The sequence below is a fragment of the Pedobacter fastidiosus genome, from assembly GCF_014306625.1.
GTDB classification, from domain to species: domain Bacteria; phylum Bacteroidota; class Bacteroidia; order Sphingobacteriales; family Sphingobacteriaceae; genus Pedobacter; species Pedobacter fastidiosus.
Map to the genome: position 1 here is coordinate 25,664 of NZ_JACRYL010000001.1, position 15,598 is coordinate 41,261.

Annotated in this window: 11 protein-coding genes; 2 read left to right on the forward strand and 9 right to left on the reverse strand. The window is 36.3% G+C overall.

The genetic code is table 11. From position 1 onward, the window contains the following. Positions 1 to 151: 151 nt before the first annotated feature. The 5 genes from H7U22_RS00125 to H7U22_RS00145 form a co-directional block, all read right to left on the reverse strand. Positions 152 to 3,016, reverse strand: coding sequence for a PD-(D/E)XK nuclease family protein (locus H7U22_RS00125; RefSeq protein WP_187069314.1), 2,865 nt, complete (start codon positions 3,014 to 3,016; stop codon positions 152 to 154). A 156-nt stretch (positions 3,017 to 3,172) separates the two neighbouring features. Then, positions 3,173 to 6,409 carry a UvrD-helicase domain-containing protein gene (locus H7U22_RS00130; RefSeq protein ID WP_187069315.1) on the reverse strand — a complete coding sequence of 1,079 codons (3,237 nt, stop codon included), beginning with the start codon at positions 6,407 to 6,409 and terminating at the stop codon, positions 3,173 to 3,175. Between the two features lie 219 nt (positions 6,410 to 6,628). Beyond that, positions 6,629 to 7,144 (reverse strand): endonuclease domain-containing protein, encoded by a 516-nt coding sequence (locus H7U22_RS00135; protein WP_187069316.1) that lies wholly within the window; start codon positions 7,142 to 7,144, stop codon positions 6,629 to 6,631. Between the two features lie 217 nt (positions 7,145 to 7,361). Continuing rightward, positions 7,362 to 8,156: a tRNA threonylcarbamoyladenosine dehydratase gene (locus H7U22_RS00140; protein ID WP_187069317.1), complete on the reverse strand. Its 795-nt coding sequence runs from the start codon at positions 8,154 to 8,156 to the stop codon at positions 7,362 to 7,364. 205 nt (positions 8,157 to 8,361) lie between these two features. Next, positions 8,362 to 9,018: a TatD family hydrolase gene (locus H7U22_RS00145; protein ID WP_187069318.1), complete on the reverse strand. Its 657-nt coding sequence runs from the start codon at positions 9,016 to 9,018 to the stop codon at positions 8,362 to 8,364. Positions 9,019 to 9,127: 109 nt separating this feature from the next. Between H7U22_RS00145 and H7U22_RS00150 the strand changes: the two genes are divergently transcribed. Continuing rightward, positions 9,128 to 9,661 carry a thioredoxin family protein gene (locus H7U22_RS00150; RefSeq protein WP_187069319.1) on the forward strand — a complete coding sequence of 178 codons (534 nt, stop codon included), beginning with the start codon at positions 9,128 to 9,130 and terminating at the stop codon, positions 9,659 to 9,661. Positions 9,662 to 9,746: 85 nt separating this feature from the next. Here the strand turns inward: H7U22_RS00150 and H7U22_RS00155 are convergent, their stop codons facing one another. Then, on the reverse strand, positions 9,747 to 9,950 hold the full coding sequence (locus tag H7U22_RS00155; RefSeq protein WP_187069320.1) for a hypothetical protein: 204 nt from the start codon (positions 9,948 to 9,950) through the stop codon (positions 9,747 to 9,749). Positions 9,951 to 10,131: 181 nt separating this feature from the next. Next, the gene (locus H7U22_RS00160; protein ID WP_187069321.1) at positions 10,132 to 11,832 is read right to left on the reverse strand and encodes a glycoside hydrolase family 3 protein; all 1,701 of its coding nucleotides are present in this window, start codon (positions 11,830 to 11,832) and stop codon (positions 10,132 to 10,134) included. Between the two features lie 530 nt (positions 11,833 to 12,362). Here H7U22_RS00160 and H7U22_RS00165 point away from each other — a divergent pair. Then, positions 12,363 to 12,542 carry a hypothetical protein gene (locus H7U22_RS00165; RefSeq protein ID WP_109929720.1) on the forward strand — a complete coding sequence of 60 codons (180 nt, stop codon included), beginning with the start codon at positions 12,363 to 12,365 and terminating at the stop codon, positions 12,540 to 12,542. 84 nt (positions 12,543 to 12,626) lie between these two features. Here H7U22_RS00165 and H7U22_RS00170 read toward each other — a convergent pair whose 3' ends face one another. Both H7U22_RS00170 and H7U22_RS00175 read right to left on the reverse strand, forming a co-directional pair. Further along, positions 12,627 to 13,310, reverse strand: a complete 684-nt coding sequence (locus H7U22_RS00170) for a Rossmann-fold NAD(P)-binding domain-containing protein (protein ID WP_187069322.1) — start codon at positions 13,308 to 13,310, stop codon at positions 12,627 to 12,629. Positions 13,311 to 13,414: 104 nt separating this feature from the next. After that, positions 13,415 to 15,553, reverse strand: coding sequence for a S9 family peptidase (locus H7U22_RS00175; RefSeq protein WP_187069323.1), 2,139 nt, complete (start codon positions 15,551 to 15,553; stop codon positions 13,415 to 13,417). Between the last annotated feature and the right edge of the window lie 45 nt (positions 15,554 to 15,598).

Sequence of the window (15,598 nt, forward strand, 5' to 3'; positions counted from 1 at the left end):
AGTGATTTATTTTTATTCCGTCGGCTGAAGCCAGACGGCAAAGAAATGGATGGTGCAAATAGCTATTTATTACAGCCATGGTTTAATATTCATGGCCGTTGGTTTCAACCAACGGTCAAAGGACAATAAGTAAAAATCGGCTTCAGCCGATCTACTTCCCAAACAGCGTTTTATAAATCGAATACTTATAATTATCTGGAATTTCACTAGCCTTAAAATATGGCGAACCAAAAAGCTCAGCAAGTTTTTCTTTCAGTTTGGCCAAAAATATGGGCTTAATTTCTTCAAGGAAATCGCCACGCAAAACTTGCCTGTTAGATCTAAACCACACACCACCAAAAGCCGGATCGTTCATTGTTTTTACGATATACAAATTCGGTTCGACACAAGTTTTACCAGAAAATTGTTCATAAGCAAAGGTGTAAAGTAAGGTTTGAATTAACGCTTTATTGATGTGTTTTCCATCAGAATTGAAAAGTTCATCAACATCCTTAAAAGCCAATTTATCACTTCCTGTTTTGTAATCGACGATTTTTGTAACGCCATCTTTAACATCAACCCTATCAATATAACCGAATATTTTTACGCTTTCCTCTTTCCCGTTTAGCGGGAAACTAATTACCGCCTCCACCTTTTGCTCCAAACTAATAATGGTAAAAGGTGCTTGAGAAATATCTTGATTGAGGATAATATTTACATAAGCATCAACAATGGCAAGAATCACTTTTTGCATGCCTTTATATTCCATCACCAAATCCGGATGTTTAAACATCACCGCATTAAAAGCTTTCTGGATTAACTTAGGCACATTTTTTATTTGCTCATTAATGCGTTCGGCGGTAATTTCTGATTGCCTTAAATCTTGATAGAAATATTCCATCACTTTGTGCAAAATGGAACCAATTTCATTCGCCTCAACAACTGCGCTGATTTCTTTTGGCTCTTTAATTCCGGCAATATAGTTGAAGAAAAAATCTATAGGGTTGGAAATATATTGCGTTAAAGCCGATGGAGATAGAATTTTCTTTTTATCGAGATACTTTTGCAACGTTTCCTGAATAAAAGCATTTCCAGTTTTCTCAATCTGAACTTCCTTAAATGATTCCGTTTTTACATCGAGATTTAGCTCGTTATAAGTAAACTCAAAACCACTTTCATATTCCAGTTGCTTTAAAATTCTGCTGGCCTCACCAGATGTAGATTCATCGGTTAAACTGTTGTAAACGAAGTTGATATTCTTCGCTCTTTGCATTAATCTGTAAACCATGTAAGATGAAATGGCATCAAGATTTTCCAAAACCGGCAAGCCATAAACCCTGCGAATAGAATCCGGAATGAAACTATTACCGATTGAAGATTTAGGTATAATACCTTCATTAAAGCCCAAAATTACAACTTTATCAAAGTTTAGGTTTCTGGTTTCGAGTAATCCCATCACTTGTATTCCATTTAACGGATCTCCAGAAAGCGGAACCGCAATGGCTTGCAATGATTTCTGAACCAAGTAAATCACAAAAGGAATTTCCTCTTTTCCAATATGATTACTGAAAGTATCATGCAATCTATTTAACTCTTGAATGGTTTTTACAAACAGTTCAGCATCAATTTTCTTTAATGTTTTTGCGTTCGATAATCTGGTTAAAACGAAATCCAAAACATCCAACAAATTGGTTACCACGTGCTGAGGATTATCGATTTTCTTATAAAAAGCCTCGAATAAACCACTTTGTCTGAGCAAACGTTTATGGTCAATTTCAACTTTGTTTTCTTCCAACAGAGCAGTTAAAATTTTATCACGCATTTTTTGCGTTAAACCAGTTAATGGATGGGTTAAAAATGCCTCGACATTTTTGTAGGTTACTTTATCGGCTTGTAAAATTTCCAGCTGACTGGTTAACCATAAATCGACCAAGCCAAAAATGCTCGAGGTTGATAAGGCAAAACCCATGGTTACGTTTAGGTCGATTGCCGAACCATTAAAAGTAGTTGGGATGGTTTGTAGAGTTGGAATCAGCAAACTTTCATCAGCTAAAACCACAACGGTTTTGCCAACACTTTCTGCATCTGTATAATCCTCCTCTAAAATATTATTCAGAATTTTTGCTTGTGCCGATTGCCCCTGAACTTTGAAAACGTTCACATGATGTTCGCCAGTTTTCATCAAGCTTTCTTGATTTGCAAATACGTTTTTTAAACCTATTTGATTTAGGTTTTTCCGCAAGAATAAACCAGCCTCTTGTGAGGCATCGTCCAAGTAATAAGTATCTGCATCGAAGTAAAATATCGCCCTATCTGCCTCTTGTAATTGAGTAAATATTTTTGCCTCGGCGCTACTTAGCGCATTGAAACCAACGAAAACAACTTTTCCCTTATCAAAATTTGAAATAAATTCTTGATGGTTCGTAATATCATCTGCCAAATGGCGGTAAACAGAACCGTTTGTTAAATAGCCTTGTTCTTTAAGCGTAGCATGAAATTTATGATAAAGCTTAGGCATTCTACGCCACATTTTTATAAATAATTCCTGCTGTTTTTTGTGTTTTCCTTCCGAGTAGGAGGTCCAGAATTGAGAGAGAAATTCATATTGTTCAGGACTTAAATAATCGAATTCTTTGTTGATAACGGAGATGTCTTCTAAATCGCGATACAGTTTTTCGGCATCAACCAAATCTGCATCAATTTGGTTAAAATCGCTTAAAATAATTTTGGCTAAGGGAAAAAATTTATGACTGGAAATGGTTTCCAATTTTTCTTCGGCTAAAAGTTGATTGTAGATTCTATGCAGTGTGAAAAACTGCAAATAGAAATCGGCGATTTTATAACTTGTTGAGCAGGCAAAAAACTCTTGTATGGTAAAAAACGACGGACTAAAAAAAGGCTTGCCAATTAAATCTGCAAAGTGTTTTTGTAAGTAAGCTGCTGGTCGTTTATTATTAAAAACAATGGCGCAGTTTTCCAGTTGATTTCCAAATTTTGCAACTAAATCTTCGGCAACTTCTTGTAAGAATGGTTTCATTGTTTGATATAAGAATTTAGATATGAGATAAAAATAAAAGGCACCTTTCCAAATGAGATTGCTTCGTTCCTCGCAATGACGGTTGGGCGGTCGTCATTGCGAGGCACGAAGCAATCTTAAAGCGTATATTACTAAATTTCATGAGATTCTTCATAACTATACTAATTTCAACTTGCCTTTAACTGCATAAAAAAGATAAGTTTTAATGTTTTTATAACCCATTTCCGAAAGCAACATTCTGTATTTATCAACTTGTTGAGTGTGTTTATCACTTTCCTCCAATGTAAATTTATAATCTAAAATAATTACTTCATCTGCATTAATTAGTACTCGATCTGGCCGATGCAATTTACCATTCGCATCAATTATATTTTTTTCGGTGATGCTCTCTGTCGCTCTATTTAGGATTTCTTTTAACTCTGGATTATTTAATACTTCCAAAGCAGAATCAATCAGTTTTTGCTTTTCTTCTTCCTTAATAATGCCCTGTAAAACAAGGTTTGTAGTGTAATCATCAACACCTTTTTCGGTACTGGCGCTTGCTAAAATATCGTGCAACAACGAGCCTCTTCTTCCAGATTTTTCAACATTTACCAAGTGTTTTAAATGCTTTTCTTCTGATGGAATATAAAGTTCTGATAGCCGAGTTGTAGTTGGATAACTTTTTAGATTGATGAAATTAAGTTCCTCAATCTTATTTTCGAAAGGCATATAATCTACAATTTCGTAAACGCCATTTTCATCGAACTGATCGTTAAAAGTAAGATTAATAACATCGCCCATATTTGATAAATTGACCTCTTTATTCCCTTTTGGCTCAGCTTTACCCATTGTAGCGATATAGAGATAATCTTTTGAACGGGTTGTAGCCACATAAAGCATGTTTAAAGCGTCCATATTGTTGTAAAGCAATTCTTCGTAATAAGCTTTCGCGATGGAAGAATCTGCCAATGCCTCATTATATTTCAGCGGAATTCCACGAAGCTCTTTATAAACAGTATCTTCTGATGATACCCAAAAAGTTGAATTCGTTTTGCCTTTCACTTCCCAATTACAAAAAGGAACGAATACTGCCCTAAAAGCCAAACCTTTAGATTTATGAATGGTAATAATTTGAATTGCATCTGCACCCTCAGGCGATGGCAAAGATTTTTTCACGCCATCTTCATCCCACCAAGTTAGAAACGAAATAATACCTTTCTCGCCTAATCTGCCTGCATTTGCCGTTAAATCTCTGAAAGCCAAAAGATACGGTAGATGCTGAGTAAGATTTTTAATGTCATAAGCCTCAATCAATATCTCTACCAATTCTGGCAAAGGAAGTTGTGACCACGATTGCCAATTTTCGCAAAGCGATTTAGGTAGAACATTGCTCAAATTGCTTAGCGAAGCATTAATTAAATTTAAATAATGATTTGCATTTGCCTCTTTTTCATGCAATGAATGATACAATGCGATGCAATTTGCTTTATATAAAGCCGTTTGCGCATCCAAACCAATTAATGTTTTTAAGGTATTGATGATGAGTTGAACGGCAGAGTTATTCGAAATCATTAAGGCATCGCCAGAAAGCACAGGTAATTTTTGCTCCATCAATTTTTGAACGGTAAGCAACGCCTCACTGTTCGATCGGACCAAAATGGCGATGTCTTTTAAGGCATAATTTTGTTCATCCTTTAAGTAAAAAATTTCTTCAATAACATCATTTAAAGCAAGATCCCGAAAAACAGTTTCAGAGAAACGACTTTCTTCTGGAGCATGATCTTTGCTGAATTTTTTAATTTTTATTGTACCGCCTTTCGAAGTATTTGTGGCGAAGTTTTGAGTTGAGCCCCTGTAAATATCTGTAATTATCGAATCGTAATTTTGAATATTCCACCAGCCAGAAATACTTTCGGGTTTGCTTGCTAAGTTTTGGTTTAATTCATTTTGTAACGTTATCGGAATAGAACGATAAAGGAAATTATTAAACGTAATAATATTCTCCGCACTGCGATAATTCTCTTCTAAACTTTCTTCGATAACATTATGTGCGCCAACATCTGTTTTGGCATGTTTGTGCAAAATGTTCCAATCACCGTTTCGCCAGCGATAAATAGATTGCTTGGTATCGCCAACAATTAAATGATCGGTTAAATCTAAACTTGGCGTGGCAATCGCATTGGTTAAAAGCGATTTAAAACTTCCCCACTGACTCGTTGAAGTATCTTGAAATTCATCAAACAAAAAATTTCGGTATCTGTTGCCAACTTTTTCCCAAATAAAAGATGGATTGTCGCCAGCATCTTCCGTAATTCCGGAGATTAATTTCTGCGCATCGCTGATTAAAAGATTATCATTTTCTGCTCTATATTCTTTTAGCAACACCGCAATTTCTTGCATCAACCTTAAATAATAAAGGTTTTTATTGAAAGCGATAGCAAGTTGATATTTTGGTAAATGCTCTAGATAATGTGTCTTTATTTTTTGCAAAATCGGATTTACGGTTTCAAATGCCTCGGGTACGTTTGCGTTCTTTTGAAACCATTCTTCTGGTTCATCAATAAGATTAAATATGGGTTCTATTTTAGAGAAATCACCTCGGGCAACTATAATTAGCTTAGTCAGCGGACTCCGAGATTTTCCTTTCAGTTGATCGTTTTCTACGCCTAAAACTTCAAATGCTTCGTGCGCATCGGTTGCCAGTTGAATAATTTCACTCTCGAAATTTTTGATTTCATCTTTGGTAACGCTGATGTATTTCTTAAAAAGTTCATCAATATTTTCCAAGCCCAATTCTTCAACAGCAGATTCAAAAATCTGGAATCGCTCTGAGAAAATTTCTCCAATGAGGTTGTAAAGTTCTATTTTATAATTCCAGCTTTTGTTATCACTGATGCGTTCGATGGCTAAATCTATTATCCATTGCAAAAGCTGTTTGTTATCGTTTAAAGCCTCGTCAAGTTTGTTTACCAAGTCATCTTTAACCTTATCATAATTCATTTCCAAATTATAATCGGCATTTAAGCCAAGCTCAAAAGCGAAACCACGGATTACTTTTTGTACGAAACCATCAATGGTGCTCACCGAAAATCGACTGTAATCATGCAGTATTTTACGGTAGATTTTATCGGCCTTAACTTGTAATTCTTGAGCGCTTAATTGCGAATAAGCTACCAGAATGAGCTTGCGATAATCTTCAATTTTCTTTGATGGATTTCCTTGGGCTAAACCTACAAGCACTTCCAAAATTCTCGATTTCATTTCTTCGGTAGCCTTGTTGGTAAAGGTTACAGCTAAAATTTCCCGGTATTTGTTATCGCCAGAAAAAAGTAAAGTGAGGTAATGTGCAGTTAAACTGAACGTTTTACCGGAACCAGCAGAGGCTTGAAGAATTTTGAGGGGTTTATTCATTTATTGTTTCCTCTTTGATGCCCGCGGGCGGGTTTTAATTTATTGTTTTTTAACACCCCGTCTGCTTCGCATCCACCCCTCTAAAAGAGGGGAATGTTGGGAGCATAGACTAGCATGCATTTAATTGGCTTCTTGTAACTTTAGGCGTCAGGGTTTTTCTGCACTTTGTATTCCCCTCTTTTAGAGGGGTGCCCGCAGGGCGGGGTGTTTCTATTTATATTACCCCGAACCAATTCCATATTCCTTAATAATATATTCTTCCAGTCCCATTCTTACAAAATCCATATTTTTCATCACATCATCAACAGTAATTCTGTAAACCTTTAATCCTAAGGAAATAAAATATTCCTCTCTAACTCTATCGTAGAGTTCCTTATCGTCATGACTAGCGCCGTCAATTTCGATTACTAAACCTAATTTTTTGATATAAAAATCGACTATATAATTTCCAATAATTCTCTGTCTATCGAAATCGATATTGTGAAATCTCTTTTTTGTGATTTGCATCCAGAATAGAACTTCAGGCAAATTTTCTGCATACCGCAATGATTTAGATCTATCCTTTAAATTAATATTATAAGGGAGGTTTAACTTTGGTTTGTGATATACAATTATATTATTAATGAGGTAGTAATTTTCTGATGATTGCGCCTTATTAACCACCCCGTCCTGCGGACACCCCTCCAATGGAGGGGAATTGCGTGATGCAAAACCTGCAGGATCGAAATTTTTCATTTAAGTAATTTTTTAGGCAGTGGGTTTTATTCCCCTCCTTTGGAGGGGTGCCTGGTAAGGCGGGGTGGTTCTAAATTATTTACTAATACAGTGTTTTCTTTTTACAACACCTAACTTACAACAATTTAAAACTTCTCCGAAATAAGGATATTAACAATCTGTTAAAAAAAACGACCATTTAGATGCCTTGGTTCGTGTCTCCACGAACCAAATAAAGTTATGAACTTTTCTTTTTCTTCTTTGCCAATGTTTTATGACTAATCCTGGCTGGTCTTTCTGCCATTTCTATTGGAAGTCCTAACAAATCGCGAATTACAACTGATGCACAAGCACCACCAAAAGCTGCTGGTAAGTAAGAAACCGTTCCGTAAGCGGAGCGTTTAAAATTACTTCCGTCCGTCATAATCATAGAATTCTTATCCATTTCTTCCGTGGAAAAAACAGCTTTGATTTTATCGGCACCAACTAGTTTATTTAATCTTTTGCGAACATAGCTGGCGAAAACACATTGGTATGTATCTGGAAGCATTGTAATTCTGATTCGCGTTGGGTCCATTTTGCCACCCGCACCCATAGAACTTACAATTGGAATATTTTTTTCTAAGGCAGTTCCTAGCAAAGTAATCTTCGGCATCACGCTGTCGATACAATCCATAATGTAATCAAATTTCGATTCCAAAATTTCCCTGCATTTTTCGGGTGTAAGAAAAGTGTTTACCACATGGAGTTTTAAATCTGGATTAATAGCCAGCAAGCGTTCTTGCATAATGGCAGCTTTGCTGACGCCGTGGTTCGTTGCCAAGGCAGGCAATTGTCTGTTACGGTTTGTTGGGTCAACTACATCGCCATCAACAATGGTCATTTCGCCAATACCCGAGCGACAAATAAATTCGGCTGCGAAAGAACCTACCCCACCTAAACCGATCACTAAAACGTGTTTCGATTGCAGTTTATCAATTCCATCATTTCCAACTAATAGGGCAGAGCGTGAAAGCCAACTTGTATCAGACATATTACTAGTTTTTTTTACCGCAGATAAAAGGATGAACACAGATATTCAAACTTTAATCTATAGTTAATTTATTTTTTGCTGGGGAAAAACGGATTAACACGAAGTTTTTTTCTGTGAACTCTGTGCTTCCGTGGCTAATTATATTTTATGCTCTTAAAAAAACAGACACCATAATCAGTGTTTATTTGTGTCCATCTGTGGTTAATTAAAGCAAGCTTAATTTTTTCCAGTCGGCAAAAATACGTGCTTTAAGTTCATCAACAGAACATTTTTTTAAATTGGCTGTGGCATCATAAATTTCTTCGATCGGAGTTAATGAGTCATCGGTCTCTAAAAAAAAGTTGTCCGTATCTTGAATCAATTTTGCAGCGCCCGAATCTGTTCTTAAAATCGAAGTTCCAAAAGACAGCATAAAACCTTTATCAATTAACTGTTTGCCAAGTTCTACATTCTTATTAAAACCATGAAGGATCATTGGAACTTTAACTTTCAACCTATCTTTTATCTCAATTAGTTCAGCAAAACCTTTAACGCAATGAAGTATTATCGGTTTATTCAGTTCTTCAGCCAATGCAATTTGCTTTTCTAAAATTATGACTTGATTTTCCAGCCTTTCCCCTCTCAATTTATCCAGACCACATTCTCCAATCATTTTAACATTAGGTTGTTGCGCTTTATTCTTGAGGTTCTCGAATTGTAATTCTAAATTTTTCAATTTGGCAAACCAAGGGTGTAACCCAACTGAGATAGGCCTAGTATTGGTTAAAGGATATAAATCACCATCTGTTAACGATAAACTCAAAATGCTTTGAACATGCTGTTTTGGTAATGGCTGATGAGTATGAATATCAAGATATAGCATTTCTAAAAATTAGGATTTAAATAAAAATGTATTTGCTCTGTAAAGAATTCGCTAATAATCTATAAAATTAGTCGACTTTATTAATTTTACATCATCATTCTTAAAAATCATGAAAAAAATATTAATATTATTAACTGCGGTGTTAATTTCTACTACCGCTTTTAGTCAAGCAAAAAAAGAGGCTGTTCATATTTATAACCCCCAGGCAAACGCCAAAGCAGATCTTGCATCGGCGGTTACAAAAGCCTCGAAAGAAAATAAAAATGTACTAGTACAGGTTGGTGGAAATTGGTGTTCGTGGTGCATTGCGTTCCATAATTTAGTTGATAGCACAGCCACTTTGAAGCAATACATTAACGATAACTTTGAAACCGTTTTGGTTAATTATAGTCCAGAAAATAAAAATGAAGCTGTTTTGGCCGATTTGGGTTTCCCTCAGCGATTTGGATTCCCGGTATTCTTGGTACTAGATGGAAAAGGGAATGTGCTTCATATTGAAAATTCTGCTTACTTGGAAACAGAAGAAGTTGCCTCAAACGGTAAAAGGAAAGTTGGGCACGACGTAAAAAAAATCACTTCGTTTTTAAAAGGGTGGACGGTTACTGCCGTAAATCCTGAAACGTATAAAGCAAAAGCGAAATAAGCTAAAGGGTTAAAGACCAGACCTTAAAGCTAAAAAGCCACAAATTTTCAGATATTAAAGTCTGCGAATTTGTGGCTTTCTTTTTTTAATCATCAGAGTCATCAGTTTCATCATCGAGGTTAAGCTCGTAAGATGCTCTAGAGGCTTCGTCTGCCTGTTCAAGCATATCTTTGTCATGCTCAATGCTGGTGTCATCGCCACTTAATTCATTTATTTCATTTACGTCGTCCTCTCTGCGTAAAGCATCATTCGGATCGCTCGAGTAATCTTCGTCTTTTGGGTCTATCATAACTTTGAGTTTTATTAATAGATAATGATTTGGATTGGCAAATTGTTTTAAGTTTTTCTGTTGGTATCGTCATGCTGAAATAAATTCTGTGTTTCCGTGGCAAATGTATTAAACAAAAAATGCCAGATGAATTCATCTGACATTTTCTTTGTATTCTTAGTGTCTTGGTGATTAAACTACTCTACAACCCATCTCCAAACTTATAATTTGGCAATATACTTACAGGTAATTTTCCTGATGGAACCAATCTGTTATTAATCACCGCCGCCGCAGAAATTTGCATATAATCTTCTTTCTGGTATCCAATAATTAATCCTTTGCTATTTTCTAAACCCGGTAATCCGGCTAAATTATATGGATTTGCAAACAAAGCAAAAACTGCATTTTTGGCACTTAATTCCTTTATAAAATTTTTAACCCCAGCATTTAATGGAATGTTGTTGCCTGGTCTTGACCTGCTATCATGAATACCCACAATTACCTGATCAAAAGCACCAATTTCTCTAGCAATATTCGAAATCTGAGTTGCGCTCGCATCTTTATCCAAAACATAATAAACAGAGTTATAATACCCTTTAGAAATCTCTTTTTGGAAAGCCGTAACCAAAGGAACACCGATACTGATAATTGCCGTTCTTCTAATCGGAATTAAGTTTTTAATGTATTCCTTGCCCTTTAAAAGCGTAACCGAAGCATTTGCCAATTCTTGAACCAAGGCGTTACTTGAATTTCGGTTTACACCTGCAATTAGGCCTTGAGTAACTATCGTATCGCGTTTATTTAATCCGGCCCAATATTTTGCAGTAAGAATTTTTTTAACACTTTCATCAATTACTTTCATATCTATTTGATCATGTCGAACTGCTTTACGAACCAGCTTAATTGCTCTATCGCTATTTTCCGAAAGTTCCAAAATATCGTTTCCAGCCATAATCGCCATTAAATCGGCATTGCCATCTTTAAAGTATTTCACTACACCTTTCATATCCATGGCATCGGTAATAATTAAGCCCTTGAAACCGATTTTTTGCTTCAAAATGCCGGTAATAATAGGTTTAGAAAGTGTAGATGGCAGGTTAGGTGTATTATCCAACTGAGGAATATTCATGTGGGCAACCATTATGCCCGAAGCACCCTGTTTAACCAATTCTTTAAATGGGTACATTTCTAAAGTATCCAATCGCGTCGGACTAAAGTTTAACTGTGGCAAATCGTAGTGCGAATCTACATCTGTATCGCCATGACCGGGAAAATGTTTTAATGAGGTTAATAAACCGCCATCTTGCATGCCTTTCATGTATGCCCCAGCTTTATTGGCGACGTTGTATTTGTTCTCACCGAAAGAGCGATAATTAATTACAGGATTTTTGGCATTATTATTTACGTCAGCATCGGGTGCCAAATTCAATTGCATACCCATGCGTTTAAAATCTTTAGCAACCTCTTGCCCCATTCTATAAATTAAATCTTTGTTTTGGATGGCACCCAAAGTCATTTGGTAAGGGAAAGAAATTGTACTGTCTAAGCGCATACCCAAGCCCCATTCGCCATCATTTGCAACAATTAACGGTACGCGACTAACTTTTTGGTAAGCATTGGTTGCTCTAGCTTGCCTCACCGGCCCGCCTTGAAAGAAAATTACCCCTCCAAGCTGTTCTTTCTTAATTACCGTTCCTACTGAGTCAGTATATTTCTGACCCAAATTAGTATGCGCCCTAACAAAAAACATTTGCGCAATTTTTTCACGGCGATTTAATTTATTAAAAACAGAATCAACCCATTTTGGCTGATTGGCTAACATTTCTAAATAGGTTTGCTTTTGCGCATTTGCAGAAATTGTTGCAATGCAGAAGACAATAAGGAAGAATAGATTTTTTTTCACGTGTGTTTTGTTGTATCCGATGCGCTAAATTAAGAATCAAAAAACGAATTAAACAAAAACCAATCCAAGTAATCGATTTGATACAATATTTATAAATCTGGCAACTTCTTTGGATTTAAAAAATGGAAAATTTGATTTTTTTGAAAACGAAAGTTCAGTAATTCTTCGGAGAGATCGGTCCCGCTGTACGCTAAAGCCTCGCAGAAAAAGCTCGGGCTACCGCTTCCATCCGGTTTAAGAACAAAGTTGGTGCTTTAAAAAAGCTCGCAGGTTTATCATAAAATTTGTTTTTAGCACTAGCCCTTCGTAAATAAACCCGATTATACGAATGCCAATTTTTTTTTCTAATTGGCAGTAGGGAAAGCGGGACTGCTGTGTCAAATGAAATGTTGAACGTTCATTTCCAAGTTATTTTGTTTTACTAAACATCTTTCTAATCAATTCATCGCAGAAACTTAAAACATAATCTATCGCTATCGGTTAATATTATAGCGCTCGGATAAACAGTATTAATTAAAATTTATAATGTTATGAAAAACGTAAGCACACCAAAAAACAATCCTACAACTCAAGGGAGTTCGATTGCAGATAGAGCAAACCACGATGTTAAAGTGGATAAAAAAATTCAGGGAATTACGAACGGTGGCGGACAGCGATCAGATCAAACTTCCAACAAAGACAATCAAAGAAAGTACGATAACAAGAAATAAATAGGTTTGTCACATTGAGCTTGTCGAAATGTTCGACAAGCTCAATGTGACAGTTTTTTGAGTCAATCTTAATGAGTTATTTAGTTATGAAGGCTCATTCGCTAAAGCAATAATATCTTTTCCTTCTAATATTTTGCGCTCATTGTTATGGCTCAAAGTATTAATCATTGCATTTGCCAACTCTTCCATGGTACAAAAGCCGTTTTGATAAATTGCTCTTCCGATAGGGAATAACCAGTTGATATATTTATAAAATTTATGCGCATATTTTTGCCCTTTTATCGGTTTGATAAAACCAGGACGAAAATTAAACACCTGTTCAAACGGCAACTTCATTAAATCGTTTTCTGTTTTTCCTTTCACTCTAGCCCATTTCAATCTGCCTTTTTCAGTACTGTCTGTTCCGCCTCCAGATACATAACAGAAAGTCATATCCTCGTTTAGCTTAGCTAAGGTTTGGGCAACATGCATGGTTAAAGTGTAAGTCATTTTGTAATAGGTATCGTCATCCACGCCAACTGATGAAATTCCTAAACCAAAGAAACAAGCATTATAACCCGCTAATTGATTTTCTATTGGAGAAAAGTTAAAAAAATCTTGATGGATAATTTCTTTAAGTTTTGGGTGAACATAACCACAGGGTTTGCGGTTAATAACTAAAACCGAATTTATTTCTGGACTATTTAGGCATTGAATTAAAATACCTTCGCCAACCATACCCGTTGTACCGGTTATGATTACATTATTTTCTGCTCTAGTTTTTCCCATGTTTTTATTTCTTTCGGCGTGTATCAACTTGAAAAACTGAAAACACGAAACTTTGTTTTTCTTTAAACGATAAAAGTCTCGATTTTCATCGAGACTTTTATCGTTTATCTTAATACAGTGCCTTGCATTTTAAAATCTTTAGGTGGTTCTAAACCTAACAGGTTTTGCACAAAATAATCCCACCGCCTGCGCATCATGTATGGAGAATAAGCACCATAACCGTGTGCGCTATTTGGAAAGATCACCAAATCGAATGATTTATTTGCTTTCTCCAATGCTTCTACCACTAATAACGTGTTGTATGGAGGAACGTTATCGTCCATTAAACCGTGCACCAACATCAACTTGCCTTTTAAGTTTTTAGCGTAATTTTGATTCGCTTGTGCTTCGTAATCAGCGTTTTCTACTAAGCCGTTATAACGTTCGCCCCAATCATCCTCGTAGTTTCTATTGTCGTGATTCCCCGATTCCGAAATGCCAACCTTAAAGAAATCTGGATAACGGAACATTGCAGTAGCTGTTGCAAAACCACCGCCAGAATGTCCCCAAATACCCACTTTGGTCGTATCAATTGGATATTTTTCTGATAACTGTTTAATGGCTGTAATTTGATCTGGCAAAGTATTTTCAGCCATATTGCCATAACTCATATCGTGGAAACTTTTAGAGCGATCTGGATTACTCGTTCCCTCAATAACGACAACAATAAACCCCAATTCGGCCAAGGCTTGATTATCGCCACGAGAAGCAACAAAGCTCCAACTGCCAACACTTCCACCCTGTGGGCCAGGATAAATATAATCTATAACCGGATATTTTTTATTCGCATCCATTTTGGTCGGCGTAAATACCAATCCGTAAATATCGGTTTTACCATCATGAGCCTTAACCGTAACTGGCGTTGGCGCTTTCCAACCTGTTGCCGTTAGTCTGCTTACATCGGTTTTCTCTAAAGTTGTAACCAATTTGCCATTTAAACTTCTTAATACAGTTACCGGCGGAACATCTGGTTTTGAATAAGTATCGATAAAATAATTGGAGGATGGTGAAAGTGAAACCGTATGATTTCCATCTTCAGGAGTAAGCGAAATAAGATTTTTACCATCAAAACCAATTTTATAAAAGTGGCCGAAATAAGGATTTCCAACCTCTTTACCATTCGCAATAAAATAAAGGGTGCGGGTTTTCTCATCAACCTTTAATAATCGGGTGATAACCCAATTGCCTTTGGTAATTTGATTTTTTAGTTTGCCAGTTTCTGAATTGTATAAATAAAGATGTCCCCAATTATCGCGTTCCGAATACCAGATGATTTCTTTCGAATTGGCAAGATATCTCCAGTTAATTGAGCCCTGACCAGATTCAAATTGTGTTTTTACGGTTTCCTCGAAAACCTCACGAACAACTCCTGTAGAAGCTTTGGCGATTCTAAACTTTTCTTGTTTATGATCTCTAGAAGTAGAAAGAAATGCAACTTCCGAACCGTCTGCTTTCCAATCAATATCATCAAAAGTTCCACTACTCGAAATGTCATCGCTTAAAGTAGCGCGGTGCGGATCGGCAGGGATATTGAATGAAACTACCTTTGGATTTTCTACATCGATAACAACTCTTCTGATTGTTGGGATTTCTTTATCGCCCGGTAAAGGGTATTTCCATGCTTCTAGTTTTGGCGATCCCACGTTTGTGGTAACCAAATACATATCTTTACTATTTCTTTGATCTTGCTGAAAGGTAGCAATCTTTTTAGAGTCTGGCGACCAGCGCAAAATTGGTGCATCGCTGTGTTTCCAGCCCGCATTATCAGTAGCATAACCGTAATCTTTTACACCATCGGTTGTTAACTGCGTTAATTTTCCACTCGCAACATCTTTAACATATAAGTTGTAATCTTTAATTAAGATTGCTTTTTTGCCATCAGGAGATAAAACCTCATTTCTACCACCAAAACGTCTGCCACCAGTTGGTGTCGTGGCTTTGTAATCTGTGGTAAGGGTTTTTGTTTTCTTTGAAGGATCTACTAAATAAGTTTGCTCGCCTTTATCTGTTTTTGTGGTGTACCAAAATTTATCACCATCGAGCCAGTTGGGTTGCACGTTGGCGTTATCAATAAACTTCGCGGTATTGTACCCCATAAAACTTTCGGCCCTTTCGTAATCTTTGGCAGTTAAGGAATTGCCTTGCTGAGCGAATGCAGAAACAGCAAAAGCACAGGCTGTTACCGTAAGAAAATATTTATTCATCGTTTGATTTTATTCTTCAGCGATAAAAATAACACTGTTCTTGCA